Genomic DNA, 23,088 nt, shown 5'->3' on the forward strand with positions numbered 1-23,088 from the left:
CGGCCGGCTGTAGCCATAGAGAAGCAGGGCCACCATCATGCCGGGATGGTAGGGCGGATAGCCGCGCTCCTCGGTGTAGCTGTCGATAATAGCCGAAAGGTCGAGCCCTTCGCGCACCGTGTCACGGACGAAATGCGCCAGGTGACCGGGCGGCACGAACTCATGCAGCGAAGGCGGCAAAAGCCAGCCCTGATCGACATCCCAAGAGCGAAACACTTTGGCCATGAGCCAGTGAATCATCCCGAAGCCACCCCGTCCAGAGGATTACTCGGACGGGCTCCTAGTTTGGGCTAAGGGCGGCGTCTCCTGCCGCGTCCCGGGGCGTGGACGACCTCGCCTTGTTTCGACTGGCCCCTTCTCATGCGGAGCGCGCTGCCATGGCCTGGCTCTATCTCTTCGTCGCAGGCCTGTTCGAGGTCGGCTGGGCGATCGGCCTCAAATACACGCAAGGCTTCACCCGCCTCGTCCCGACCCTGCTGACGCTCGCCAGCATGGTCGTCAGCCTCGGCCTGCTCGGTCTGGCGCTGAAGACGCTGCCGGTAGGCACAGCCTATGCGGTCTGGACGGGCATCGGCACGATCGGGACGGCGGCGCTCGGCATCGTGCTGCTCGGCGAGCCGGCAGGCGCCCTGCGGCTTGCCTGCATCTCGCTCATCGTGGCGGGGATCGTCGGGCTTAAGCTGGTCTCCTGACCAGCGTCACGTTCTGGCCAGCGTCACCGTCTGACCGGTGTCATCTGCGGAAGGCGTCAGGCCAGTTGCCGCTTCTTTCGAGCAGCACGATCAGCAGGACCACGGCGAGCGTGATCGCCAATGTGATCAGCTTGGCGTTCCAGGGCGCGCCGCGGCCGATCAGCCAGATCAGGCTGAGCCCGATCGCGAGGGGGATAAGCATCTCCATGACGAGAGCCTAGCGCCGGCTGCGCCGTAAGGGAACCCGACTGTGCTCCTGAACGCGGCTCAGCCGCCGCGCGCCGCGACGGCCCGCTCGCCTTCGATCAGCGGCTTCATCCGGCCGATCTCGGCCGCCATGAAATCGAGGAACAGCCGCACGCGCGGCGAGTGCCTGAGATCGGGATGGGTCAAGAGCCAGAGATCGGCCGCGAATTCGGGATCGGGCGCCGCCAGGCGGACGAGGGCCGGCTTGGTGTCTGCAATGAAGCAGGGCAGGAAGCCGATGCCGATGCCCGCCTCGACGGCCTCGGCCAGGCCGAGCACCGTGTTGACCTTGTAGACGATGCGCTCCGGCGGCACGTAATCCTGCAGGAAGCGGACGGCCTTCAGCCAGGCGAACTGGTCGCCGAGCGAAATCCAGTTCTGGTCCCGGAGCGTCTCCATGCTGGTATCGGCATCGGGCGGGAAGCGGCTCGCCAGCCCGTAGAGCGCCCAGGCGATGCGGGCGCCGCGCCGGCCGACCAGGGTCTCGGGCGGATTATCGGTCGCCCTGATCGCGACATCGGCGTCGCGCTTGGAAAGGTTGAGCGCCTGGTTGCTGAGCAGGATGTCGAGGCGGATCTCGGGACATTGCTGCAGGAAGGCCGCGAAGACCGGGGTCAGCAGGTCGACCAGCAGGGTGTCGTTGGTGGTGACGCGCAATTCGCCGGCGGGCTGGATTTCCTGCCCGGCGAGCTTGCGGGTGAAGGCGGTAATGTCCTCGTCCAGCCGCCCGGCGAGCTGCACCATTTCCTCGCCGGCGGGCGTCGGCACATAGCCGCTGCGGTGCCGCTCGAACAGTTTCAGGCCGAGCCCGTCCTCGATCTGGCCGAGGCGGCGAAACACCGTGGAATGGTTCAGGCCGATCAGGCTGGCGGCGGCCGGCAGGGCGCGGGCTTCGGCGATCGCCTTGATCAGCCGGAAATCGTCCCAGGCGAGGGTCTTGCTCGTGCCGCTCATCCGCTTTTCGTCCTTTCATGCGTCCGCCGCCGTCATGGCGCCAGAGCATCGGCCCGGGAATTGGATACCGGTTTTCGGAAGAAGCCGATGCAAGAACAATGCGCTACAGCATCCGGCCGGATGCCCGGTCGGATGCTGTAAGCCATGCGGCGGCGATCGGGAAGACGTGGCGCGGGCCCTTGGGCCGCGCTCACCGATAGTCGACTGCGCTCAGGCGGTGGCGACCGCAGCGCGGGGGCTGAAGCGCACAGGGCGCAGGGCCAGGGCGCCGTCGCCGATCAGGCCGTGGGCCAGCGCCGTCAGCGCCAGGAAGGCGGGATATTCCCAGCCGCCATTGGCCGCGGTGAAGAGCCAGCCATTCGGAGCATGCACCATCAGGGCACCCAGCAGGACCGGCAGCAGTGCCAGCGAGACGAGACGGCCGTAGAAGCCGGTCAGGATGGCGACGCCGCCAATGAACTCGGCCAGGATGATCGGCCAGGCGAGGAAGCCGGGCAAGCCGACCTGGCCCAGAAAGCCGGCGAAGCCTGCGGGAGTGAACACGGCGAGCTTGAGATAGGCATGGGCGATGAACATCAGGCCGAGCGCGACACGCAGGCCGAGGGCGCCGTAAGGGGCGAGGCGATTGTCGATCATGATTGCATCTCCAGAAGCAGGGGACCGGGTTGGTCTCGGCACTGAAAATGCCCTCTCTCCGGCGCAATGCAAATTGTTAGATGCCAAGACGTTCATTGCTTCCGTGCAATGATACCGGGCTGGTGCTTTGCCTGCCGCACTCCGATCTTTGGCCGGAACGAGGCGCCCCGCCTCAAGCCCTTTCGGAGGACAGGCCATGCAGATCAACGGCATCCACCACGTCACCGCCATTTCCGGCCCCGCGCGTCGCAATCTTGATTTCTACGGTCGCGTGCTGGGGCTGCGCCTGGTCAAGAAGACCGTCAATTTCGACGATCCGAGCAGCTATCATCTCTATTACGGCGACGAGGGCGGCTCGCCCGGCACGATCCTGACCTTCTTCCCCTGGGAGCACGCCGCTCCGGGCCGGCTCGGCGTCGGCGAGACCCAGGAAACCGCCTTCCGCGTGCCGGAGGGGGCAATCGGCTACTGGACGCATCGCTTCGTCGAGCTTGGCGTCGCCCATGAGGCGCCGCAGAAGCGCTTCGGCGACACCGTGCTGCCCTTCCGGGATCCGGACGGGATGCGGCTTGCCCTGATCGGCCTGCCCGGCATTGCCGCCGAGCCGGCCTGGACGGGCGGCGCGATTCCGGCCGAGCATGCGATCCGCGGCTTCCACTCCGTCAGCCTGCTGCTCGAGGATGCGGCGCCGACCGGTGCGATCCTCAGTGACATCTTCGGCTTTGCCGAGATCGCGAGGGAAGGCAGCGTGACCCGCTTCCGGACTGAGGGCGCGGCATGCGGCGGGATTGTCGATCTGCGCACCGCCGGCGGCTTCCTGCCGGCACGCCAGGGGGCCGGCTCGGTGCACCATATCGCCTTCCGGGCGGCGGGTGATGCCGAGCAGGAAGCGATGGTGCGCCGCCTAAAGGAGAACCATGGCATCCGCGCCACGGAGCAGCGGGACCGGAACTATTTCCGCTCTGTCTATTTCCGCGAGCCCGGCCGGGTCCTGTTCGAGATCGCCACCGACGCGCCGGGCTTCGGCATCGACGAGGCGAGCGAGAGCCTCGGCCAGGCGCTGAAGCTGCCGCCGCAATACGAGGCGCAGCGCAGCCGTATCGAGGCCGTGCTGCCGGAACTCGCCTGACGACACCTGACCAAACAAGACGCCCTGCCTCGCCGCGCTGACGGGGCAGGGCCGTCCCCTGCATTATCGAGGAGTGACCCATGCTGGACGCCGTCGCGACCACACCCTTCATCCATGCGTTCGAGCCGGGCAGCGATACCGCCCGCAAGCCCCTGCTGCTGCTCCATGGCACCGGCGGCAACGAGCATGACCTGCTGCCGCTCGGCCGCATGGTCGCGCCCGGCGCCGCCTTGCTCTCGCCGCGCGGCCAGGTGCTGGAAGGCACGATGCCCCGTTTCTTCCGCAGGCTCGCCGAAGGCGTCTTCGACGAGGCCGATCTGAGCCGCCGCACCCATGAGCTGGCGGATTTCATCGAGGATGCGCGCCGACGCTATGATCTTGCCGCGCCGATTGCCGTCGGCTTCTCGAACGGGGCGAATATCGCGGCGAGCCTGCTGTTGCTGCGCCCAGAGGTGCTGGCCGGGGCGGCGCTGCTGCGGGCGATGTCGCCCTTCCGGGAGCCACCAAAGGCCGATCTCGCCGGCAAACGCGTGCTGATGCTGTCGGGAGCGCAGGACCCGATCATTCCGGCCGCCGACGCCGCACGGCTTGCCGCGACTCTGTCGGGCAATGGCGCGACGGTCGAGCACCGCATCCTACCGGCGGGCCATGGCCTGTCGCAGGCCGATATCGGCCTGCTCACCGCCTGGCTCGACCAGGCCTGAACGCCTCGGCGAATCGGCGCTCTGCATTGGGGGCGCCGTTCCGGCACAAACAAAGACCCCGGATCCGTCGCAACGCCCTGCGGCGTTCGATGGATCCGGGGCCGAATCTCGTAACTCCCGGGCGTCCGGATGACGGCCCTGCTGCCGTTCGAGTCAGTCCTAGGGCGCTGTCGCCTTCGGCTTGCTGCGTGCAGCCGGCTTGGGCTCGGGCGGCGGCTCAGTTGCTTCCTTCGCCAGCCGCTGCGCCCGCAAGGCCTCGATCTTCTTGCGTGCCGCAGCCTCTTCAGCTGCGATTCGCCCGCTGGCCTTCTGCCTTTCGCGCGGGGCCTCCTGCACGCTGTGTACGTCATGCCAGACGCGTGGCCGACGGTCGTCACCTGCCATCTTCTTCTCCCACCGCAGTTTTCCCCTGGTCGTGAGTGTACGCCTGATTGTGGCGGGATACGAGCGCGCGATTGCCGGGAGCAGGCGAGGGCTCAGCGCTCGACGCGGGTCGAGAGAATGATCGACGACATCGTCCGCTCGACACCGTCGAGCGCGCCGATCCGGTCGATCAGCTCGTCGAGTTCGCCGATCGACGGCGCGATCACGATCGCGATCATGTCGAAATGACCGCTGACCGAATGAAGGGTCCGGACCTCCGGAATGCGGCGCAGTTCCGCCTCGACCCTGGGAGCGAGCTTGGTCAGTGCGGTGATCAGGACATGGGCCTTGACCTGCCCGCGCTCATGCTCGTCGGAGAGCCGCGCCGTGTAGCCGGTGATGACGCCGCGCCGCTCCAGCCGTTCGATCCGGCTTTGCACCGTCGTGCGTGAGAGGCCGAGCTGGCGGCCGAGCTCGGCCACCGGCGCCCGGGCGTTCTCGGTCAGCAGGATAAGGAGCTGTCTGTCTGTGCGGTCGATCGGCATGATGCTGAGTACTTACGGCAGATCGCCGTAAAATCCCATATGAATCGTCGTGATGGCCGCTTCTATTCGACGAAATCGTCAGCCAGCATAGGACATCAACGAACGCACGGAGCGCCACAATGAAGGAAATCGTCGTTATTGGCGCGGGTAAGATCGGCCAGACCATCGCCGACATGCTCGGCAGCAGCGGGGATTACCGCGTCACGGTCGCCGACCGCTCCGAGGCGCAGCTCGCCGGCATCCGCACCAGCGCCACGGTTTCGACCCGCAAGGTCGATATCGCCGACAAGGAGGCGCTGACCGCCCTGCTCGAAGGCCGTTTCGCCGTGCTGAGCGCAGCCCCCTTCGATCTGACGACGCGGATCGCCGAAGTCGCGGCCCCGCTTGGCGTCCATTATCTCGACCTGACCGAGGATGTCGCCAGCACGAGGCGCGTCAAGGAACTCGCCAAGACGGCGAAGGCAGCCCTCATTCCGCAATGCGGCCTGGCGCCGGGCTTCATCTCGATCGTCGCCGCCGATCTGGCGCGTGATTTCGACACGCTCGACAGCCTCAGGCTGCGCGTCGGCGCCCTGCCGCAATACCCCTCCAACGCGCTCAACTACAACCTGACCTGGAGCACGGACGGGGTCATCAACGAGTATTGCGAACCCTGCGAAGCGGTCGTCAACGGCGAGTTGACCCTCGTCCCGGCGATGGAAGAGCGCGAGGAATTCTCGCTCGACGGCGTCACCTATGAGGCGTTCAACACCTCTGGCGGCCTCGGCACGCTCTGCGAGACGCTGGCCGGCAAGGTCCGGACGCTGAACTACCGCACGATTCGCTATCCCGGCCATTGCGCGATCATGAAGGCGCTGCTCCAGGACCTGCGCCTGGCCGATCGCCGCGACGTGCTGAAGGACATTTTTGAGAACGCCCTGCCGAGCACCCTGCAGGACGTCGTGGTGATCTTCGTCACCGTCAGCGGCATGAAAGATGGCCGCCTGCTGCAGCAGACCTATGCCAACAAGGTCTACAGCGCGACCGTCGGCGGCGTGACGCGCAGCGCCATCCAGATCACCACCGCTTCGGGCATCTGCGCGGTGCTGGACATGCTGGCGCAGGGCAAGCTGCCGCAGCAGGGATTTGTCCGCCAGGAAGAGATCACGCTCGATTCCTTCCTCGCCAACCGCTTCGGCAAGGCCTATGCGCGGGCCGAGGACGGCACCCCGGGCAAGGGCGAAATCGAGCGCAGCCGCGCGGCCTAGAGCATTCTGCGAAAAAGCGGCAACGGTTTTTCGCATGACTATGAGGTTCGATCACGTTTTCTGCGTCTGGGCGATTTCGTCCAGACGCAGCGCGGCCTAAGGCCGCGCTTGCGACGAACGGCAGGCGCTCCACGCAGGGAGCGCATGCTGTATACACATCTGGCATAGACCCGAACGACCGTTAAAAAGAGTCGAAAAGGGTCCGGGAGGGACACGAGGATTATGGCACGACGCGTTCTGGTCGCAGAGTTCATGCATGAGACGAACACATTCAGTGTTCAGCTCACCGGAGAAGAGGTCTTTCGCAACGCCGGCCTCTATCTCGACAACGAGATTCCCCCGGCTTTCAGCGGCACGCGGACATCGCTCGGCGCAGCCTTCGAGGCGGCCGAGAAGTTCGGCTGGAGCCTGACCCACCCCATCGTCGCCCATGCCAACCCTTCAGGCCGCGTCACCGATGCGGCCTTCGAGCTATGCGCAGGCAAGATCGTCGCGGCCTGCGCCGGCGTCGACGGTGTGCTGCTGCATCTCCACGGCGCCATGGCGACGGAAAGCTCCGATGACGGTGAGGGCGAGCTGCTCTCCCGCATCCGCGCCAAGGTCGGCCCCTCCGTTCCGGTCGTCGCGGTGCTCGATCTGCACGCGACGCTCACCCAGCTGATGGCCGACAGCGCCAATGCGCTGATCTCCTACCGGACCTATCCGCATATCGACCAGTATGAGCGGACCTGGCAGGCGGCCGAGCTGCTGCAGAAGGCGATGGATGGCGAGATCACGCCGACCGCCGCCGTTGCCCGCCGGCCCATCCTCTACGCTCTCGATGGCGGGCGCACGACCTCGCCCCCGTTCAAGGAGCTGCTGCGCCGCGGCGACGAGCTCGAGGCGAAGGGCGAGGCGCTGGTCGTCAGCGTCCAGGCCGGCTTCTCCTCGGCCGACGTCCACGATATCGGCCCCTCCGTCGTCGTCACCGCCAATGACCGCAACAAGGCCCAGGCCATCGCCGAAGAGCTGATGGATTATGCCTGGGAGCAGCGGCATTTCTCCTCGATCCATTTCACGCCCGTGGCCGAGGCCATGGTGAAGGCGAAGAATGGTGAGGGCCAGAACGGCGAGGGTAAGGCCGGCAAGCCGCTGGTGATCTCCGATTATTCCGACAATCCCGGCGCCGGCGCCTATGGCGACGCCACGAACCTGCTGCGCGCGGTCCTGGCCACCGGCCTGGAGAATGTCGCTTTCCACGCGATCTGCGACGGCGAGGCTGCGCTGCAGGCGCAGGCTGCCGGCGTCGGCAACACCGTGACGCTGATGCTCGGCGGCAAGGTCGATCCGAACATGGGCGGCGGCCCGCTCGAGGTCACCGGCCGGGTCGTCTCGATCACCGACGGCCATTTCATCGCTTATGGCCCGATGGGCGGCGGTGCCTGGCGCAGCTACGGGCTCAGCGTCATGCTGCGCATCGGCGGCGTCGAGCTCGTCATCATCACCCATAACGGCCAGGCGACCGACCTCGCGCAGTTCACCTCGCTCGGCGTCGACCCGACGCGGAAATCGACGGTGATCGTCAAGTCGATGCAGCATTTCCGGGCCGCCTTCGAGCCGATCGCCCGCGAAGTGGTCGAGATCGATACCGGCGCGCTGGCGACGCGCAATTTCAAGGAGCGCCCCTACAAGAGCGTTCGCCGGCCGATCTTCCCGCTCGACGACATCTAGCGCCTAAAGCATCGGCCCGAAAAGTGGATTGCGGTTTTCGGGAAAACCGATGCGAACACAGAAGGTTAGATCATCGAACCGGATAGGAAATCCGGTCCGATGATCGAGCCGGGGGCTTTGGCCTCCGGCGTGACGTTCGGACTAAAGCCCTGACATGAATTCGGAGTTTCCATGACGCTCTCCGCTCAAACCCCGGCTCACCGCGCCCGGCCGCAGGCCGATCTCGTCCTCAGGAACGGCCCGATCTGGTGCGGCCGCGAGGACGGGGTCGTCGAGGCCCTGGCGATCTGGCAGGGCAGGGTGCTCGCCACCGGCAGCGATGCCGAGATCGCCGCCCTGATCGGCCCCGGGACCAAGGTGATCGATCTCGAGGGCCGGCTCGCCACGCCCGGCCTGAACGATTCCCACCTGCACCTCGTCTCGCTCGGCATGACCATGGACTGGGTCGACGCCCGCCCGGCGGTCGCGCCCGATCTCGCCTCCCTGCTCGATGCCATCGCAAAGCGTGCCGCCGGCACCAAGCCCGGCGACTGGATCCTGTCGCGCGGCTACGACCAGACCAAGCTCGATACCGGCCGGCATCCCTATCGCGAGGAACTCGACCGCGCCGCGCCGAACAATCCGGTCATGCTGATCCGGACCTGCGGCCATGTCTCGATCTGCAATTCGATGGCGCTGGAGCTCGCGGGCATCGACGAGGCCTCGCCGACCCCGCCCGGCGGCCTGATCGAACAGCAGAACGGTCGGCTCACCGGCATGCTGGCGGAAAACGCCCGCGCGCCGGTCTGGGCCGCGATCCCGCGCCCGACCGAGGAAGACCTCGTCACCGGCATCGAACGCGGCGGCAATTACCTGCTCTCGCTCGGCATCACCAGCTGCATGGATGCGGCGGTCGGCCAGCGCGGCGCCTTCGGCGAGATCTCGGCCTATCACCGCGCCAAGCGCGACGGCCGCCTGCCGGTGCGGACCTGGCTGACCCTGCTCGGCGACGAAGGCCGCTCGGTCGTGCCGCAATGCTACGAGGCCGGGCTGATCTCCGGCACCGGCGACGACATGCTGATGGTCGGCGCGGTCAAGCTCTTCCTCGACGGCTCGGCCGGCGGGCGCACCGCCTGGATGAACGCGCCCTATCTCGGCGAGGACAAGACCACCGGCGTGCAGATGTGCTCGAACGCGGATGTCGAGCGCCAGGTCATGGACGCCCATGTGAAGGGCTATCAGCTCGCCTGCCACGCCATTGGCGATGCCGCGATCGAGCAGCTGATCACGGCCTATGAGAAGGCGCTCGCCGCCCATCCCGATCCGGACCGCCGCCACCGCATCGAGCATTGCGGCTTCTCGACGCCCGAGCAGCATGAACGCATGGTCGCGGCCGGCATCTATCCCTGCCCGCAGCAGGTCTTCATCTACGATTTCGGCGATGCCTATGTGAAGGTGCTCGGGCCGGAGCGGGCGCTGTCGAGCTACCCCTTGCGGACCTGGTTCGATCTCGGCCTGAAGCCGGCGACGGGCAGCGACGCACCGGTCTGCGACCCCAATCCGTTCCCGAACTTCTACACCATGCTGACCCGCAAGACCTGGCGCGGCACGGTGATGGATGAGGCCCAGTGCGTCTCGATCGACGAGGCGCTGCAGGCCTATACCGAATTCGGCGCCTTCTCGCAGAAGCAGGAGGCCGTGAAGGGCCGGCTCGTGCCGGGCTATCTCGCCGACGTTGCCGTGTTCTCACGCAACCTTTTGACCGCAGCGCCCGAAGAGATCCTGAAGGACACGCGCTGCGATCTCACCATCCTGAACGGCAAGGTCGTGTTCGACCGCGCCGCGCAGAATGCCTGACCGGATAATTGCTCGGGGACAGCCGGCTAGACGACGGAGACAGACCGGAAAAACCAAGTAAGGTTCCGTACGGGACTGACCGGCGCCGCCCTTGAAAAGGGGGGCGCCACCAAAAAGATCAACGGGAAATTTGGGAGGATTTGACGTGTTGAAACGACTGGCTTTGACCACTGCCCTGACGCTGACGATGGCGTTCTCGGCCCAGGCGCAGGAACCGCGCCGCGGCGGCACGATCCGCTTCACGGCGCCCTATGCCGCATCCTTCGTCAGCAATGACAGCCATGTCTCGAACCAGATCCAGGACGAGATCTATGGTAACGCGCTGCACCGCGCGCTCTACAAGTGGGACTCGACCAACAACAAGCCGGTGCTGGAGCTCGCCAAGAGCGTGACCGCCTCCGCCGATGGCACGGTCCACACCTTCAAGCTGCGCGACGACGCGCTTTTCCATAACGGCCGCAAGATGACGGCTGACGACATCATCTGGACCTACACCCGGCTGATGGATCCCACGAAGAACTATCCCGGCGCGGCCTTTGTCCGGCGGGTCAAGGGCGCCCAGGAGTTCCAGAAGGGCGAGGCCAAGGAAATCTCCGGCCTGAAGAAGATCGATGATTTCACCCTCGAGATCACGCTGATCGAGAAGGCCGATCCCGGCTTCCTGTTCCGCACCGCGATCACCTCGATCTTCCCGGCCAAGGAAGCGCAGGAACCCGATTTCTTCAACAAGCCGATCGGTCTGGGCCCGTTCAAGTTCGTCGAGCATGTTCCGGGCTCGCGCATGGTGCTGGAGCGCTGGGAGAAGTTCTACCAGGCCGGCAAGCCCTATGCCGACAAGGTCGTGATCTCGCCGATGGGTGAGGCGGCTGCCCGCGACATCGCCTTCCGCAACAAGGAGATCGACGTCTCGATCCTGGGACCGACGCAATATGTCGCCTACCAGGCCGATCCGAACCTGAAGAAGGGCATTCTCGAGGTCGCGGAAGTCTTCACCCGCAACATGGGCATGAACCCGAACTTCAAGCCCTTCTCCGACAAGCGGGTGCGCCAGGCGATCAATCACGCGATCGACAGCGACCTGATCATCAAGCGCCTCGTCCGCGACAAGGCCTATCGCGCCACCGGCTGGCTGCCGCTCTCCTCGCCGGCCTATGACAAGGACATGAAGCCCTACGACTTCAATCCCGAGAAGGCGAAGAAGCTCCTGACCGAGGCCGGCTATCCCGATGGCTTCGAGTTCGAATGGACCGCTTCCCCGAACGAGAGCTGGGGCGTTCCGATCGTCGAGGCCGTGATCCCGATGCTGGCCAAGGTCGGCGTCAAGGTGAAGATCAAGCCGGTCGAAGGCTCGGCGCTCGGCGGCATCGTCTCGAAGGGTGATTTCCAGGCCTATATCTGGTCGAACACCTCTGGTCCCGATCCGCTGACCCAGATGAAGTGCTTCTACTCCGCGACCCCGCAGAGCGCCTGCAACTACACCACCTACAAGAACCCGGCCGTCGACAAGCTGATCGACGAAGCCGCCGCGACGGACGATGCGGCCAAGCGCATCGACCTGCTGAAGAAGGCCAACGGCATCGTCTATGAAGACGCCCCGGTCTGGTTCTTCAACTACAACAAGGCAGTCATGGCCTATCAGCCCTGGCTGAAGGGCCTGCAGCCCAACGCGACGGAACTCGCTCTGCAGTACTACGAGGATCTCTGGGTCGACGCGTCGTCCCCGGCCGCGAAGTAATCTCCAAACCCCGGCGCCCGGCGGCCTTCGCTGCCGGGCGTTCGCGGCCAAGAGTTCGCGGCCAAGGGTTCGTGGCCAGGAGTTCTGCATGCTGTCTTATGTCTTTCGGCGCCTGCTGCAGGCGATCCCGATTCTGCTCGCTGTCGCGGCGCTGATCTTCCTGCTGTTCAGCGTCATTCCGGGCAGCTTCGCCTCCAGCCAGATGGCTGACGGGCGCACCGTCATGGATGCGGAAGCCGTCGCCCGCATGAACCAGCAGTTCGGGCTCGACCAGCCCGTCGCGACCCGGTTCGTGAAATATATCGGGCAATTGGTGACGCTCGATCTCGGCACCTCGTTCCGCACCCGCCAGCCGGTCTGGCACCTGATTGCCGAACGTCTCTGGCCGACGCTCCAACTCGCCTTCGCCTCGATGCTGTTTGCAATCGCGATCGGCGTTCCCCTGGGCTTCCTGGCGGCATTGCGGCCCGGCAGCTGGATCGACATGGTCTCGATGGTGGCCGCCGTCTCCGGCCTCTCCCTGCCAAAGTTCTGGCTCGGCCTGATGCTGATGTATCTCTTCGCGCTGACCCTGGGTTGGCTGCCGAGCTTCGGCTATGGCGACGGCGCGATGAAGAACCTGATCCTGCCCTCGATCGCGCTTGGCGTGGCGCCGCTCGCCCTGCTGGCGCGCACGACGCGCGCCTCCGTGCTCGAGATCATGAATGCCGATTTCGTCCGCACCGCCCGGTCCAAGGGCATGAGCGAGCGCCGCGTCGTGCAATGGCACCTGGCGCGCAATGCGCTCGTCATCGTGCTCACCACCGTCGGCCTGCAATTCGGCTCGGTGATCGGCCAGGCCGTCGTGGTCGAAAAGCTCTTCGCCTGGCCGGGCCTCGGCTCGCTGCTCGTCGACAGCGTCTCGCTGCGCGATATCCCGGTGGTGCAGGGCTGCATCCTGGTGATCGTGCTGTTCTTCCTGCTGGTCAACATGCTCGTGGACGTTCTCGCCGCGATCATCGACCCCCGCATCAGATACACCTGAGGGTGCCGATGAAATTCAGAGCCAATCTCGTGATCGGGGGCGTGCTGTTCGCGGCCGTCGTCGTCGCCGGTACCTTCGCCCCGTTCCTCGCCCATACCGACCCGGTCATGGACGCCAACCTGATGAATGCCGAGGTTCCGCCCGGCAGCGAATTCTGGTTCGGCACCGATGCGCAGGGGCGTGACATCTACAGCCGCGTGCTGCATGGCGCCCGCATCTCGCTGACGGTCGGTATCGTCTCGCAGCTGATCAACACGGTGATCGGCGTCGCCCTCGGCCTGTCGGCCGGCTACTGGGGCGGCTGGTGGGACGATCTGGTCAGCGGCCTGACCAACATGATGCTGGCGATCCCCTCGCTGATATTCGCCCTGGCGATCATGGCGATCCTCAGCCCGGGCCTGACCAGCCTGCTGATCGCGCTCGGCCTGACCAACTGGTCCTATACCTGCCGGCTCTCGCGCGCCTCGACGCTCTCGCTCAAGAACCAGGGCTATGTCCAGGCGGCCAAGGTGCTGGGCTATAGCGATATCCGCATCATGGTGACGCAGATCCTGCCAAACATCCTGGGGCCGATCATCGTCATCGGCACGCTCGGCATGGGCGGCGCGGTTCTGGCGGAAGCTGCGCTCTCCTTCCTCGGGCTCGGCATCCGTCCGCCCTTCCCGAGCTGGGGCAGCATGCTGTCGGATGCCCGCGACCAGATCACCACCGCGCCCTGGATCTCGGTCTTTCCGGGCCTGGCGATCTTCGTCACCGTGCTCGGGCTGAACCTGCTCGGTGACGGCCTGCGCGACATCCTGGATCCGCAGTCACGGGCGCGACGCGCATGAATGGGACGGGCATGAGTGGCGAGGCGCTTCTCGAAGTCGAGAACCTGCGGCTCGACCTGATCGTCGGTGCGAGGCGCTTCCCGGCGGTGAAGGATGTCTCCTTCACCATCGGCCGCGGCGAGACGCTCGGCCTCGTCGGCGAGTCCGGCTGCGGCAAGAGCATCACCGCGCTCTCGCTGATCGGCCTGCTCAGGCATCCGCTCGCGATCGGCGGCGGCACAATCCGCTTCAAGGGCCGCGAGATCCAGAACCTCTCGGCGGGCGAGATGCGCAAGCTGCGCGGCAACGCCATCTCGATGATCTTCCAGGAACCGATGACGGCGCTGAACCCGCTCTCGCCGGTCGGCCGCCAGATCGCCGAGATGTTCGTGCTGCACAAGGGCGCGACCTGGCACGAGGCCGAGCGCAAGGCGGTCGAGGCGCTCGCCAATGTCCGCGTCCCGGCGCCGGACCGGCGCGTCAAGGATTTTCCGCACCAGCTTTCGGGCGGCATGCGCCAGCGCGTGATGATCGCGATCGCGCTGGCCTGCCGGCCGGACCTGCTCCTGGCCGACGAGCCGACGACGGCGCTCGACGTCACCGTCCAGGCCGAGATCCTCGATCTGATCCGCGACCTCTCGGCGGCGCAGGGCACGGCGGTTCTGATGATCAGCCATGATCTCGGCCTGATCGCCAATATGTGCGCCCGCGTCGGCGTGATGTATGCCGGCCGCCTCGTCGAGCAGCGCCCGGCCCAGGAGGTTTTCCGGACGCCGAGCCACCCCTATACCAAGGGCCTCGTCGCCTCGCTGCCGTTGCTGGGCGCGCGCGCCCGCCATGGCCGCCACAAGCTCAAGGAGATCACCGGCGTCGTGCCGGCGGTGACGGCCTTCCCAGACGGGTGCCGCTTCAACCCGCGCTGCTATGCCAGGACCGAGATCTGCGTGGCGCAGGATCCCGGAGAGACCCCGCTGCCGCATGACGGCCTGGTGAGGTGCCATCATCATGAGTGACACGGGCGACCAGACCATCCTCAAGGTTGAGGACCTCGAGGTGAAGTTCGATCTCGGCGGCGGGCTGTTCGGCGGCAAGCGCCGCACGGTCCATGCCGTCGACGGTGTCGATCTCGTGCTGCGCAAGGGCGAGTGCCTCGGGCTCGTCGGGGAATCCGGCTGCGGAAAATCGACGCTGGCGCTCTCGATCCTCGGCCTGCAGGCGCCGACGCGTGGCCGCGTCATTCTCGACGGGCAGGACATCGCCGCGCCCGGCGTCGACCGCAAGGCCCGCGCCCGCATCGCGCAGATGGTGTTCCAGGACCCGTATTCCTCGCTGAACCCGCGCCAGTCGGTGCGGCGGACGCTGGAAACGCCGCTGCGCATGCATGGCGTCACGACGAAGAGCGAGGTCGACGACCGCATCGCCGAGATCATGCGCCATGTCGGCCTGCGGGCGGAGCAGGCCGAGCGCTATCCGCATGAATTCTCCGGCGGCCAGCGCCAGCGCATCGGCATCGCCCGCGCACTGATCCTGAAGCCGAAGATCGTGGTGCTGGACGAGCCGGTCTCGGCGCTCGACGTCTCGATCCGGGCGCAGATCATCAACCTGCTGCTCGAGCTCAAGGACACGCTCTCGCTCTCCTACATCATGATCAGCCATGATCTCGGGGTCGTCGAGCATATGAGCGACCGCGTCGCGGTGATGTATCTCGGCCGGATCGTCGAGACCGGCGACTGGCACACGATCTTCACTGAGCCGCGCCACCCCTATACCCGCGCGCTGATCGCCGCGATCCCCGATCCGTTCAACCACGGGCTGGCGGTAAAAATGTCGGGCGAGGTGCCGAACCCGCTGGAGCCGCCCTCCGGCTGCCGCTTCCACCCGCGCTGCCCCGAAATGCGGGAGGGCTGCCGCGCCCAGCCGACGCCGCCTCTGGCCTCGATCGGAGGCGGGCATGAGGTCCGCTGCATCAGGGCCGCAGAACTCGTCTGAGCGGCCCTAAAGCATCGGCCCGAAAAGTGGATTGCGGTTTTCGGGACAAAGCCGATGCAAACAACCGCGACGGCATCGTTGATCATCCGAAGGACATAAGAACCATGGCGAAACCCATGCCGAACCATTCCGCGCCTCAGGCGACTGCGGGCCTCGATGACGGGCCGCTCGAGAGCATCCGTTTCACCGGCCTCAACGCCGGCCCAAAGCTGATCGTGCTCGGCGCCGTCCATGGCAACGAGACCTGCGGCCCCAACGCCATCCGCCGCGTCATCGAGGAGTGCCGCTCCGGCAAGCTGGTCATTCGCCGTGGCGAGGTCACCTTCCTGCCGATCGCCAATCCCAAGGCCTACCGCCTGAAGACCCGCGAAGGCGACCGCAACCTCAACCGCGACATGCGCGAGAAGCCGCTGCCGGCGAATTACGAGGACCGGATCGGCAACCACATCTGCGCGCTGCTGCGCCAGCATGAGGTCCTGCTCGACGTCCATTCCTTCCGGGGCGAGGGCGAGCCCTTCGTCTTCTTCGGACCAGAGGATAACCGGGGAGAGCTGGAGCCCTTCCGCCAGGCGCAGGCCGAAGGCGCCTTTGCCGCCTGCCTCGGCGTGCCGGTGGTGATCCATGGCTGGCTCGACAATTACGCCAGGCTGATCGCGGCGCGCGAGGAATTGAACCTGCCGCGCCTCTCGGTCACCGAGGGCTATGGCACGACCGAATATATGCGCTTTGCCGGCGGCTATGGCGTGACGCTCGAATGCGGCTCGCATGACGACCCGGCTTCGATCGAGATCGGCTATGCCGCGATCCTGAACGCGCTCGCCCATCTCGGCCTGATCGATGCCCCGGCGCCGGCGACCGCGGGCCGGACCGTCATCCACATCACGCAGGTGATCATCTGCGAAGCCGAGGGCGACAAGGTCGAGGGCGACTGGAAGACCGGCGACGCGCTCGCCAAGGGCCAGGTGATCGCGCGCCGCGCCAATGGCGAGGCCGTGACGGCGCCGGAGGACGGCTACATCATCTTCCCGAGCACGACGGCCAAGCCCGGCGAAGGCATCTGCTATTTCGGGGTGAAGAGCACGAGAACGCTCTGAGCAGCGGGCCCTGTCCGCGGGGCAGGGGGGCAGCCGCCCTCCGCTCCGCCTCAGAAGCAGGTGAAGGAATAGGTCTTCTGGGTCTGCAGCAGGCGGTCGGTCAGGCCGCCCGGCGGATCGGAATTGTCGTTGAAGTCGAAACCGTATGGACAGATCGTCGACGCATAGCGGTTCGCGAAGGAATCCATGCGCAGCACCACCGAGGCGCGCGGCTCGTCGAATTCGCGCTTGGTGTGGATCTTCAGGAGATGGCTGTAGAGGCCGAGTTTCTCGACCGAGTACTTGATCGGCCCGGTCGGGGCATTGATGCCGTCGGGAATATCGATCAGCACGGAATTGGCGCAGCCCGACAGGGCGGCCCCCAGCGCCAGCGCGAGCAAGGCCTGACTTCTCATGGCGACTCAAGCCCCCGCGACCCGACAGCGACAAGCTCAGCATAGTCCGGTGCAACTGTCGATTTTCAAAGCGGCTTCAGGGGATATACGACGCGGCCCTTGATCCGTTCCGGAGGCGTTGCAGTCTTGCCACGCGCATCGGCACGTGCCCGCTTCGGGTCGGCCTCACCTGCGTGGCAGCCTCGCTGCGAGATCAGTCGATGATTTCGTCGGCCAGGGCGATCAGGGCATCGGGTATGATCAGACCGATCTGCCTTGCCGTCCTGAGGTTGAGCACGAGTTCGAACTCGGAGGATCGTTCAACCGGCAGCTCGGAGGGCTTGGCTCCCTTGAGGATGCGAGCGGCATAATAGGCCAGCCTCTTGAAGCTCTCCTCGAGGCGAGGACCGAAGGTCAGGAGCCCGCCACTGCGGGCAAACGTGCTCCAGCCGGATAGGGCCGGGATCCGGTGCGCCGAGGCGAACGCGGCAATCTGCTTCTGGCTCTGCAGCATGACGCTGTCAGGCAGCACCACGAGCGCGTCCGGCGGATGCCCGGCGAGGCTTGCAAGCAGGTCGCCGACCTCCTGGACATTGCGCGTCGGAACCCACCGAAGCTCCATCCCGAGCTGGCGTGCCATGGCTTGAGACGCGGCGATTTCGAGCGCGGCGCCGGGATGGACGGGGTCGCCCATCAGGACGACCCTTTTGGCCTGTGGCGCGGCCATCCGCAGGAGATCGAGCCGCTTCTCGTTCAACTCGATCGCCATGAAGCTGACGCCCGTCAGGTTCCGGCTTGGGCGGGCCAGGCTGTCGGTGAGTTCAGCCGCGACGGGGTCGCCGCTGAAGCCATAGACGACGGGGATCTCGGTCAGCCCTCGCAGGCCGAAAATGGCCGTGCCTTGAGCGATGATCACATCGGGCCTGAGGCCGATGAGCTCGTCGACGACGGCCGACAGCCGTTCCGGATTCCCGTCGGCCGAGTGCGCGAGGACTTCGATGTTCCGGCCCTCGATATAGCCTTCGGCCGCGAGGCCGCTTCGGAAGGCGCCAAGATAGCTCTCGACCTGAGCCAGCGGAAACAGGGAAATCCAGCCGATCCGGGCGGGCTTGCCCGCCGTTTGCGCATGGGCGGAATTGCCGGGAAGAACGAGGCCGACCACCAGAACAAGGCCGGCCAGGAGGACGGGGCTGAAGGCGAGACGCCAGTTTGGCTTCATCGGTCACTCCACAGCGACCCACCGGCGCCGCGCCCGGCAAGGTCTCAGCCTTGAGCAGAAGAAGGCCTCTCGTCGAAGGATATGTCGTACAGGAGCGGCTCCCCATCATACGCATCGATGCGCCATTGGGTAGCAAGCTCTGCCGGGCACTGAGGCAGCGGCAGGAGGCAAGGGCCAGGCGGATTGCGCTCTGCGCGTCGCGGGATCATTCGCCCGCGTCGCGATAGCGCTGGTCGAACCGTCGCTCGTCGCTGTGCTGCGACCAATCCTCGTCTGGGATCGGCTTCCAGAACAGCACGCGGATGAACAGCATCAATAGCGCCCCCAGGAGGATCAGGGCGACCAGCGCGGCGATCAGATATTCCAGGATGGTCGGTGCCATCGGTCAGCCTCCCAGCGGCAGGTCGTGGGGGATATCGGCGCGCAACGGCGCGGGCCGGCCGGCGGCCTGCGCGTTCGCGCTCGTGATCGTGATGATCCGGAACGGCCCGCCGGCGGCGAGCCGGGTCGCTTCCGAGCAGGCCAGCGCGCCAAGGCGCTCGATCTGTTTTTGGTCGAAGCCGGCGCCGCGGAGCGCCGCATCAGCGCATTCGCCCTGGTCGCCGGTGATCTCGATGATCGCGAGCGCCATCCGGCGGATGCTGTTTTTGTCCGCGAGCGCGCGGGCCTGCGCCCAGTTGCTGCGGAGATCCTCCAGCGCCTCAGCAAAACCTGGCCCACGGCCATGGATGCAGTGGCCGGCCGCGATGCCCTGGGGGTAGAGCACGCCGCGCACCGCCGATTCATCCGGGTGCTCGGTGCTGACCGAGAGATCGGCCCAGGCCGCCGGCCCGGCTTCCCCCGCGATCATGCGCAGGGCCTCCCTGATGGCGATCGGTGTCATCTGCGAATCCTCGGAAGGGATGGGTTTGGAAAGGCTCGTCACGGCCATGGCGCTCACTCCGCGGCCTCGAGGCGCCGGGCGCGGGTGAAATCGGCGTAAGCCGCGGCGCGGGCGTCGGGGCTCGTCGCCTCGATCATCGCCTCATGCAGCTGGCTGAATTTTCGCAGGGCCTGGATCGCGATCCATTCCTGCGCCATGCCCCAGCGCCAGTCCTGCGAGCGCACCGTCTTGCCGTCGCTGGTCATTGCCTGGAGATCGAAGAAGCTGGCCTCCGCATCGGTCGCGACCACCAGCTCGTAAAACCCCTCCGACCGGTCGTCATGGCCGAGTTCCAGCGTCTCGATGCTGATGGGGAAGCTGCGGGCCATCTCAGGCCCCAACCAGCGTGGCGGCGTGCCCGGCGCAGCGCGGGGAGGCAGGAGCTGCCAGCCGTCCGGCAGCGCCAGCGCGCTCCCCGCTCCGCCGGATGGTCTCGCGATCGCCTGCCGTGCTGACGAAACTGGTCTCGCTCATGCCCATCATCGCGCTCTCCTCCGGGGAGGGCGCTGCCGGCCTGTGGCGGCGCGCCTCTCCGTTCGATGCTGGATTCATAACTTAAATTATCGCTTTGTCAATAATTAAAGTTATCAGTTCTCGCCGGAGGCGAGCCGTCGAAACCGACTCGACTTGTCCTCCTCCCTCTGGCTTAAATGAGAACGAAACAGGAACGAAAGGGATTTGTGATGAGCCTGGCCTATTCGGGAAGTGGTGAGCGGCCCGAACTGTCTTACGTCGCGTCGCTGGACATCCAATGCGAGGATTGCGGGCGCACGAAGCGGATGTGGCCGGGCGCGATCCAGGAGGTGATCGGGCAGGGGACGCGCACCCTGATGGGCCTGCACAACCGGCTGTCCTGCTCGGTCTGCCGCGAGCGCGGCGGCCTCGGCAAGAACATCACCCTCGTGCCGATCTTCAGGAGGAGCGCATGACCATCCCAGATCGGAACATGGTCGGCGGCGCCCTGGCGCGCCCTGCAACAGGATCGTCAGATCCTGTTTTTATATGTGATTGTGATTGTGATTGGCATACCTGCAGCATCTGCCGGAGGCATGCCCCGGCCATGCCACAGCATGTGCCCCGGCATATGCCGCAGCATATGCTTCGGCAATCCTGCAGCATCCCGCCGATTGATCAGACCCCCGCCGCGTTCGCGCCGTTCTTCCGGGGCTTCGTGCCCGAGGCGCTCGGCCTGTCCGGCGAGGCGCGAAACGCCCTCCGTGAGCGCATCCGAAACAGCGTCAGTCTCGTGGGCGAGGCTGTCAGCAGACGGCTGAAGACGCCGACGGCAATGGCGCGGCTGCTGGAGACCAGAACGGCAGTGGCGGCGTTGCCGGGCATCCCACGCGAGGATTACAGGCGCACGAAGCGGATCTGGCCGGGCGCAATCCAGGAGGTGATCGGGCAGGGGGCGCGCATCCTGATGCGCCCCGACAACCGGCTCTCCTGCTCCTGCCGCGAGCGCGGCAGGCTCGGCAAGACCATCACCCTCGTGCCGACCGTCAGGAGGAGCGCATGAACCGCCATTGGAGCGACGGGCTCGAGCATACCACGCAGTTCGTCATTTTCCCGCCGCTCGGCCGGGAGGCGGAATTCGGAGCCGCCAAGCCACGCCTGCTCGCTCATCTCAAGGCGCGCTTCCCCGATTACAGCTTCGGCCTCACCGCAATCGCCATGGACGACGAGATCAGCATCCTGCCGGTCTGCGGAACCGTCGGCGACGATGTGAGCGGCAGGCTGAAGAAGCCGCCGGCAATGGCGAGGATGCTGGAGATCAGGGCGGTGGTGGGGGCGTTTGATCCGGGGTGCGCGGGGCTGAGTTAGGGAGGAGATGTGGGCGCAAACTCGCACTGCCGCGGGACGGTCCAGCCCGGCCCGACTTCGCTCGATCTGTTCTCGGTTACGACAAGGCGCGGGGAAATGCCGCAGTTGCGCCGATGAAAGGTCGTAGCGACGGATCCGATCATTCTCGCTTTGCAGCGAGGATTACAATGTCCTCTAGAAACTTGGCGACACGTCGAGCTCCATTGGGCGTCCGATCCCACAGCGTGAGCACGCTTTGTGCTGCTGCTCGCGCGAGCTTCTCTTTCTCACCTATAGTCGGTTGTCGGGCGGTTGGTGGTTCCAGGGAACCTGGGTCTACGCCTAGTACGCTGCAAATTTGCAGGACGTTTCCAGTCAGCGTTGTGAACTCGCCGCGGCAAATCCGGCTGACCTGGCTAGAGTCGACCTTTGCTACCCTGCCAAGCTCGGCATAGCTCATTTCGGCAATTGCTCGCTGCTTTTCGAGGGATTTTGCCAAGGTGGCGCTTGATTTCTTACCGAGTTTCATGCAAATTTACATGACATAAATCGTGCAAATCAGCAAGGGTCTCTCATGTTGAACGGTCCTGATGAAGTTCGCTTCTATCGCGCAAGCGACAAGCAGTACGGCTGCTTCAGCAACCTGTATCGGCGTTCGATTGTCTTCGAGGATCAGGTCTTTGCGACGGCCGAGCACGCCTACCAGGCGGGTAAAGCGCGAAAGCCGGAGGTCAAAGCCTGGCTGATGGGCGCGCCATCACCGGCGCTGCTCGCAATGGCTGCGCACGGATTGTATTACTGGGACATCACACCGGGTTGGTCGCAAATCAAGTTCGACCGGATGCGAGGTGTTCTTCTCGCCAAATTTACGCAGCACGCCGACTTGCAGGAGATATTGCTCTCAACGGGCGACGCTAGGCTTGTGGAGAGCGCAACTGTCGATAATGCCGTCAACCGCCTGTGGGGCGAGGTAAATGGCGTCGGTCAGAATACTCTGGGCGTGATGCTGATGGAGCTCAGATTGCAGCTGCGGTGCGAACGCGATGAGCCGGCAACGCCCTATCTCGTTGCTGCCGAGTAGCTTCTGCCAACGCTGGAAAGAGATCCAGCTGACGGTACCAGTCGGTTCCTGCGCTGCCGTTCATTATCGAACGGGCCATGACTGCTCCGTGATGACCAAACAGGCCTCTCGCGCCGGCGTATGCGCAGTTGGCCGCAGCTAATCTCTGGCCTGCGCGCACGCCATCCATGAGAATATCGACAGCGAGCTCTGCCCACGCGGACCTCGTTGAGACGATGTGATCGATGACGCCGACGCTGACCATGTCGCCTGAGCCGCATGTATCGACAACCTGCGGCGCAGCGAAGGCATTACTAAAAAAGCTGTGATGCCCTTTGCGGATTTCCAATCCCCGTGCGCCGTGCGTCACGATCGACACCTTGTCATCCGCAATCGCGATACCCTCCATCTCGCCGTGAAGGCAATCGGACGAGAATTTTAGGATTGAGGCCGCCGAAACAGCTCGCGCGAACAGGTCACGATCGCCGACGGAGGAGGGCTCAAAATAGACCAATGACCCAGCGTTGGCCGCACACTCCATCGCCTCTACAATCGGACGAGAGATACGGTCGACGTAAAATACGCAGGACGATTGCAGCGCCTCCCTTGCCGGGGCTACGTCGTCGTCATCGATGGGCTGGTAGCGCGGCAGCGGCCTATCTGTATCGGGGCAGATAAAGCTGAACGAGTGCTGGCCCAATGCGGTGTCGAGAATCTGCGCAAGAACGGGCGAGGCGTGCTCATCGCGCGTCCGGATGTACTTCGTGCAGGCACCCGCGTCGGCAAACTGCGATACCATCCTGTGGCCGATGTCATCATTTCCAAGCGCTAGGATCGGGGCGACCTTCACCGACAGCATCGCCAGCGAAATGAGGACGTTGCCGCAGGACCCCCCAAGCGCTTCCACTGCCGGCCTGCCATCCGCGTAGATGCGGTCGAGCACGACAAATCCCGTTCCGGTCACGTCATGTGCGCGGTTCAGCATGACCGCCCCTCCGTC

General features: G+C 65.5%; 30 protein-coding genes. 16 read left to right on the top strand and 14 right to left on the bottom strand.

What is annotated here, in order from left to right; translation table 11 throughout:
• Positions 1–225, bottom strand: a 225-nt coding sequence (locus AC1DW9_RS31435; protein WP_476855291.1) for a transposase, incomplete at its 3' end; no start/stop codon positions are given.
• Between the two features lie 152 nt (positions 226–377).
• Between AC1DW9_RS31435 and sugE the strand changes: the two genes are divergently transcribed.
• Positions 378–692, top strand: a complete 315-nt coding sequence (gene sugE, locus AC1DW9_RS31440; protein ID WP_069876975.1) for a quaternary ammonium compound efflux SMR transporter SugE — start codon at positions 378–380, stop codon at positions 690–692.
• Positions 693–732: 40 nt separating this feature from the next.
• Here the strand turns inward: sugE and AC1DW9_RS31445 are convergent, their stop codons facing one another.
• The 3 genes from AC1DW9_RS31445 to AC1DW9_RS31455 all read right to left on the bottom strand — a co-directional run bounded on the left by AC1DW9_RS31445 (position 733) and on the right by AC1DW9_RS31455 (position 2,528).
• A complete protein-coding gene (locus tag AC1DW9_RS31445; RefSeq protein WP_176733240.1) occupies positions 733–900 on the bottom strand; it encodes a hypothetical protein in 168 nt (55 codons plus the stop codon).
• Positions 901–959: 59 nt separating this feature from the next.
• Positions 960–1,892, bottom strand: a complete 933-nt coding sequence (locus AC1DW9_RS31450) for a LysR family transcriptional regulator (RefSeq protein WP_441488678.1) — start codon at positions 1,890–1,892, stop codon at positions 960–962.
• Positions 1,893–2,102: 210 nt separating this feature from the next.
• Positions 2,103–2,528 carry a DoxX family protein gene (locus tag AC1DW9_RS31455; RefSeq protein ID WP_113518213.1) on the bottom strand — a complete coding sequence of 142 codons (426 nt, stop codon included), beginning with the start codon at positions 2,526–2,528 and terminating at the stop codon, positions 2,103–2,105.
• A 196-nt stretch (positions 2,529–2,724) separates the two neighbouring features.
• Here AC1DW9_RS31455 and AC1DW9_RS31460 point away from each other — a divergent pair, with 196 nt between their 5' ends.
• Together AC1DW9_RS31460 and AC1DW9_RS31465 are read left to right on the top strand one after the other, a co-directional pair.
• On the top strand, positions 2,725–3,657 hold the full coding sequence (locus AC1DW9_RS31460) for a ring-cleaving dioxygenase (protein WP_441504738.1): 933 nt from the start codon (positions 2,725–2,727) through the stop codon (positions 3,655–3,657).
• Between the two features lie 80 nt (positions 3,658–3,737).
• Complete coding sequence (locus AC1DW9_RS31465; protein ID WP_441504737.1) at positions 3,738–4,361, top strand: alpha/beta hydrolase; 624 nt, start codon at positions 3,738–3,740, stop codon at positions 4,359–4,361.
• A 159-nt stretch (positions 4,362–4,520) separates the two neighbouring features.
• Here AC1DW9_RS31465 and AC1DW9_RS31470 read toward each other — a convergent pair whose 3' ends face one another.
• Both AC1DW9_RS31470 and AC1DW9_RS31475 read right to left on the bottom strand, forming a co-directional pair.
• Positions 4,521–4,745, bottom strand: a complete 225-nt coding sequence (locus tag AC1DW9_RS31470) for a hypothetical protein (RefSeq protein ID WP_441488675.1) — start codon at positions 4,743–4,745, stop codon at positions 4,521–4,523.
• Positions 4,746–4,837: 92 nt separating this feature from the next.
• Positions 4,838–5,269: an Lrp/AsnC family transcriptional regulator gene (locus tag AC1DW9_RS31475; protein ID WP_043239300.1), complete on the bottom strand. Its 432-nt coding sequence runs from the start codon at positions 5,267–5,269 to the stop codon at positions 4,838–4,840.
• Positions 5,270–5,388: 119 nt separating this feature from the next.
• On the opposite strand from AC1DW9_RS31475, the gene AC1DW9_RS31480 reads away from it, so the two are divergent.
• The 9 genes from AC1DW9_RS31480 to AC1DW9_RS31520 all read left to right on the top strand — a co-directional run bounded on the left by AC1DW9_RS31480 (position 5,389) and on the right by AC1DW9_RS31520 (position 16,713).
• Complete coding sequence (locus AC1DW9_RS31480; RefSeq protein WP_441488674.1) at positions 5,389–6,516, top strand: saccharopine dehydrogenase family protein; 1,128 nt, start codon at positions 5,389–5,391, stop codon at positions 6,514–6,516.
• Positions 6,517–6,738: 222 nt separating this feature from the next.
• Positions 6,739–8,226 carry a M81 family metallopeptidase gene (locus tag AC1DW9_RS31485; RefSeq protein WP_476777019.1) on the top strand — a complete coding sequence of 496 codons (1,488 nt, stop codon included), beginning with the start codon at positions 6,739–6,741 and terminating at the stop codon, positions 8,224–8,226.
• Between the two features lie 171 nt (positions 8,227–8,397).
• Positions 8,398–10,062: an amidohydrolase gene (locus tag AC1DW9_RS31490; RefSeq protein WP_476777018.1), complete on the top strand. Its 1,665-nt coding sequence runs from the start codon at positions 8,398–8,400 to the stop codon at positions 10,060–10,062.
• Positions 10,063–10,210: 148 nt separating this feature from the next.
• Positions 10,211–11,797 carry an ABC transporter substrate-binding protein gene (locus AC1DW9_RS31495; RefSeq protein ID WP_441504857.1) on the top strand — a complete coding sequence of 529 codons (1,587 nt, stop codon included), beginning with the start codon at positions 10,211–10,213 and terminating at the stop codon, positions 11,795–11,797.
• Between the two features lie 88 nt (positions 11,798–11,885).
• Positions 11,886–12,821 (top strand): ABC transporter permease, encoded by a 936-nt coding sequence (locus tag AC1DW9_RS31500; RefSeq protein WP_476777017.1) that lies wholly within the window; start codon positions 11,886–11,888, stop codon positions 12,819–12,821.
• Positions 12,822–12,829: 8 nt separating this feature from the next.
• Positions 12,830–13,651: an ABC transporter permease gene (locus tag AC1DW9_RS31505; protein WP_441488670.1), complete on the top strand. Its 822-nt coding sequence runs from the start codon at positions 12,830–12,832 to the stop codon at positions 13,649–13,651.
• An 11-nt stretch (positions 13,652–13,662) separates the two neighbouring features.
• The gene (locus AC1DW9_RS31510; protein WP_476777021.1) at positions 13,663–14,643 is read left to right on the top strand and encodes an ABC transporter ATP-binding protein; all 981 of its coding nucleotides are present in this window, start codon (positions 13,663–13,665) and stop codon (positions 14,641–14,643) included.
• Positions 14,636–15,619 carry an ABC transporter ATP-binding protein gene (locus tag AC1DW9_RS31515; RefSeq protein ID WP_476777016.1) on the top strand — a complete coding sequence of 328 codons (984 nt, stop codon included), beginning with the start codon at positions 14,636–14,638 and terminating at the stop codon, positions 15,617–15,619. Before AC1DW9_RS31510 ends, AC1DW9_RS31515 begins: the two co-directional genes overlap by 8 nt.
• A gap of 104 nt (positions 15,620–15,723) precedes the next feature.
• Entirely contained in the window at positions 15,724–16,713 is a 990-nt protein-coding gene (locus AC1DW9_RS31520; RefSeq protein ID WP_476777015.1) for a succinylglutamate desuccinylase/aspartoacylase family protein, read from the top strand.
• 50 nt (positions 16,714–16,763) lie between these two features.
• Here the strand turns inward: AC1DW9_RS31520 and AC1DW9_RS31525 are convergent, their stop codons facing one another.
• The 6 genes from AC1DW9_RS31525 to AC1DW9_RS31550 all read right to left on the bottom strand — a co-directional run bounded on the left by AC1DW9_RS31525 (position 16,764) and on the right by AC1DW9_RS31550 (position 19,702).
• Positions 16,764–17,108 (bottom strand): hypothetical protein, encoded by a 345-nt coding sequence (locus AC1DW9_RS31525; RefSeq protein ID WP_441488667.1) that lies wholly within the window; start codon positions 17,106–17,108, stop codon positions 16,764–16,766.
• Between the two features lie 193 nt (positions 17,109–17,301).
• The gene (locus tag AC1DW9_RS31530; RefSeq protein ID WP_476777014.1) at positions 17,302–18,306 is read right to left on the bottom strand and encodes an ABC transporter substrate-binding protein; all 1,005 of its coding nucleotides are present in this window, start codon (positions 18,304–18,306) and stop codon (positions 17,302–17,304) included.
• A gap of 205 nt (positions 18,307–18,511) precedes the next feature.
• The gene (locus AC1DW9_RS31535) at positions 18,512–18,688 is read right to left on the bottom strand and encodes a hypothetical protein (RefSeq protein WP_476768177.1); all 177 of its coding nucleotides are present in this window, start codon (positions 18,686–18,688) and stop codon (positions 18,512–18,514) included.
• A gap of 3 nt (positions 18,689–18,691) precedes the next feature.
• Positions 18,692–19,237, bottom strand: a complete 546-nt coding sequence (locus AC1DW9_RS31540) for a hypothetical protein (protein WP_476777013.1) — start codon at positions 19,235–19,237, stop codon at positions 18,692–18,694.
• A gap of 5 nt (positions 19,238–19,242) precedes the next feature.
• Positions 19,243–19,557 (bottom strand): hypothetical protein, encoded by a 315-nt coding sequence (locus AC1DW9_RS31545; protein ID WP_476777012.1) that lies wholly within the window; start codon positions 19,555–19,557, stop codon positions 19,243–19,245.
• A gap of 1 nt (position 19,558) precedes the next feature.
• The gene (locus AC1DW9_RS31550) at positions 19,559–19,702 is read right to left on the bottom strand and encodes a hypothetical protein (RefSeq protein ID WP_476777011.1); all 144 of its coding nucleotides are present in this window, start codon (positions 19,700–19,702) and stop codon (positions 19,559–19,561) included.
• 209 nt (positions 19,703–19,911) lie between these two features.
• Between AC1DW9_RS31550 and AC1DW9_RS31555 the strand changes: the two genes are divergently transcribed.
• The 3 genes from AC1DW9_RS31555 to AC1DW9_RS31565 are packed head-to-tail and all read left to right on the top strand — an operon-like array spanning position 19,912 to position 21,049.
• Positions 19,912–20,157 carry a hypothetical protein gene (locus tag AC1DW9_RS31555; RefSeq protein WP_441488662.1) on the top strand — a complete coding sequence of 82 codons (246 nt, stop codon included), beginning with the start codon at positions 19,912–19,914 and terminating at the stop codon, positions 20,155–20,157.
• Positions 20,154–20,744: a hypothetical protein gene (locus AC1DW9_RS31560; RefSeq protein ID WP_476777010.1), complete on the top strand. Its 591-nt coding sequence runs from the start codon at positions 20,154–20,156 to the stop codon at positions 20,742–20,744. Before AC1DW9_RS31555 ends, AC1DW9_RS31560 begins: the two co-directional genes overlap by 4 nt.
• A complete protein-coding gene (locus AC1DW9_RS31565) occupies positions 20,741–21,049 on the top strand; it encodes a hypothetical protein (RefSeq protein WP_476777009.1) in 309 nt (102 codons plus the stop codon). Before AC1DW9_RS31560 ends, AC1DW9_RS31565 begins: the two co-directional genes overlap by 4 nt.
• A 139-nt stretch (positions 21,050–21,188) precedes the next feature.
• On the opposite strand, the gene AC1DW9_RS31570 is transcribed toward AC1DW9_RS31565, so the two are convergent.
• Entirely contained in the window at positions 21,189–21,557 is a 369-nt protein-coding gene (locus tag AC1DW9_RS31570; protein ID WP_476777008.1) for a helix-turn-helix domain-containing protein, read from the bottom strand.
• A gap of 45 nt (positions 21,558–21,602) precedes the next feature.
• Here AC1DW9_RS31570 and AC1DW9_RS31575 point away from each other — a divergent pair, with 45 nt between their 5' ends.
• Positions 21,603–22,109 carry an NADAR family protein gene (locus AC1DW9_RS31575; RefSeq protein ID WP_476777007.1) on the top strand — a complete coding sequence of 169 codons (507 nt, stop codon included), beginning with the start codon at positions 21,603–21,605 and terminating at the stop codon, positions 22,107–22,109.
• Here AC1DW9_RS31575 and AC1DW9_RS31580 read toward each other — a convergent pair.
• A complete protein-coding gene (locus AC1DW9_RS31580) occupies positions 22,045–23,073 on the bottom strand; it encodes a PfkB family carbohydrate kinase (RefSeq protein ID WP_476777006.1) in 1,029 nt (342 codons plus the stop codon). The genes AC1DW9_RS31575 and AC1DW9_RS31580 overlap by 65 nt on opposite strands.
• Positions 23,074–23,088: the final 15 nt, after the last annotated feature.

It is taken from the genome of Allobosea sp. P4_E12, assembly GCF_056401655.1.

Excerpts from the sequence above, each read along its gene's own strand:
- AC1DW9_RS31525 (WP_441488667.1), bottom strand. The coding sequence starts at position 17,108 with ATGAGAAGTCAGGCCTTGCTCGCGCTGGCGCTGGGGGCCGCCCTGTCG.
- AC1DW9_RS31465 (WP_441504737.1), top strand. The coding sequence starts at position 3,738 with ATGCTGGACGCCGTCGCGACCACACCCTTCATCCATGCGTTCGAGCCG.
- AC1DW9_RS31445 (WP_176733240.1), bottom strand. The coding sequence starts at position 900 with ATGGAGATGCTTATCCCCCTCGCGATCGGGCTCAGCCTGATCTGGCTG.
- AC1DW9_RS31580 (WP_476777006.1), bottom strand. The coding sequence starts at position 23,073 with ATGCTGAACCGCGCACATGACGTGACCGGAACGGGATTTGTCGTGCTC.
- AC1DW9_RS31540 (WP_476777013.1), bottom strand. The coding sequence starts at position 19,237 with ATGGCCGTGACGAGCCTTTCCAAACCCATCCCTTCCGAGGATTCGCAG.
- AC1DW9_RS31575 (WP_476777007.1), top strand. The coding sequence starts at position 21,603 with ATGTTGAACGGTCCTGATGAAGTTCGCTTCTATCGCGCAAGCGACAAG.
- AC1DW9_RS31550 (WP_476777011.1), bottom strand. The coding sequence starts at position 19,702 with ATGAGCGAGACCAGTTTCGTCAGCACGGCAGGCGATCGCGAGACCATC.
- AC1DW9_RS31460 (WP_441504738.1), top strand. The coding sequence starts at position 2,725 with ATGCAGATCAACGGCATCCACCACGTCACCGCCATTTCCGGCCCCGCG.
- sugE (WP_069876975.1), top strand. The coding sequence starts at position 378 with ATGGCCTGGCTCTATCTCTTCGTCGCAGGCCTGTTCGAGGTCGGCTGG.
- AC1DW9_RS31505 (WP_441488670.1), top strand. The coding sequence starts at position 12,830 with ATGAAATTCAGAGCCAATCTCGTGATCGGGGGCGTGCTGTTCGCGGCC.
- AC1DW9_RS31565 (WP_476777009.1), top strand. The coding sequence starts at position 20,741 with ATGAACCGCCATTGGAGCGACGGGCTCGAGCATACCACGCAGTTCGTC.
- AC1DW9_RS31520 (WP_476777015.1), top strand. The coding sequence starts at position 15,724 with ATGGCGAAACCCATGCCGAACCATTCCGCGCCTCAGGCGACTGCGGGC.
- AC1DW9_RS31455 (WP_113518213.1), bottom strand. The coding sequence starts at position 2,528 with ATGATCGACAATCGCCTCGCCCCTTACGGCGCCCTCGGCCTGCGTGTC.
- AC1DW9_RS31515 (WP_476777016.1), top strand. The coding sequence starts at position 14,636 with ATGAGTGACACGGGCGACCAGACCATCCTCAAGGTTGAGGACCTCGAG.
- AC1DW9_RS31490 (WP_476777018.1), top strand. The coding sequence starts at position 8,398 with ATGACGCTCTCCGCTCAAACCCCGGCTCACCGCGCCCGGCCGCAGGCC.
- AC1DW9_RS31545 (WP_476777012.1), bottom strand. The coding sequence starts at position 19,557 with ATGGCCCGCAGCTTCCCCATCAGCATCGAGACGCTGGAACTCGGCCAT.
- AC1DW9_RS31500 (WP_476777017.1), top strand. The coding sequence starts at position 11,886 with ATGCTGTCTTATGTCTTTCGGCGCCTGCTGCAGGCGATCCCGATTCTG.
- AC1DW9_RS31560 (WP_476777010.1), top strand. The coding sequence starts at position 20,154 with ATGACCATCCCAGATCGGAACATGGTCGGCGGCGCCCTGGCGCGCCCT.
- AC1DW9_RS31535 (WP_476768177.1), bottom strand. The coding sequence starts at position 18,688 with ATGGCACCGACCATCCTGGAATATCTGATCGCCGCGCTGGTCGCCCTG.
- AC1DW9_RS31570 (WP_476777008.1), bottom strand. The coding sequence starts at position 21,557 with ATGAAACTCGGTAAGAAATCAAGCGCCACCTTGGCAAAATCCCTCGAA.
- AC1DW9_RS31450 (WP_441488678.1), bottom strand. The coding sequence starts at position 1,892 with ATGAGCGGCACGAGCAAGACCCTCGCCTGGGACGATTTCCGGCTGATC.
- AC1DW9_RS31530 (WP_476777014.1), bottom strand. The coding sequence starts at position 18,306 with ATGAAGCCAAACTGGCGTCTCGCCTTCAGCCCCGTCCTCCTGGCCGGC.
- AC1DW9_RS31510 (WP_476777021.1), top strand. The coding sequence starts at position 13,663 with ATGAGTGGCGAGGCGCTTCTCGAAGTCGAGAACCTGCGGCTCGACCTG.
- AC1DW9_RS31480 (WP_441488674.1), top strand. The coding sequence starts at position 5,389 with ATGAAGGAAATCGTCGTTATTGGCGCGGGTAAGATCGGCCAGACCATC.
- AC1DW9_RS31485 (WP_476777019.1), top strand. The coding sequence starts at position 6,739 with ATGGCACGACGCGTTCTGGTCGCAGAGTTCATGCATGAGACGAACACA.
- AC1DW9_RS31470 (WP_441488675.1), bottom strand. The coding sequence starts at position 4,745 with ATGGCAGGTGACGACCGTCGGCCACGCGTCTGGCATGACGTACACAGC.
- AC1DW9_RS31475 (WP_043239300.1), bottom strand. The coding sequence starts at position 5,269 with ATGCCGATCGACCGCACAGACAGACAGCTCCTTATCCTGCTGACCGAG.
- AC1DW9_RS31555 (WP_441488662.1), top strand. The coding sequence starts at position 19,912 with ATGAGCCTGGCCTATTCGGGAAGTGGTGAGCGGCCCGAACTGTCTTAC.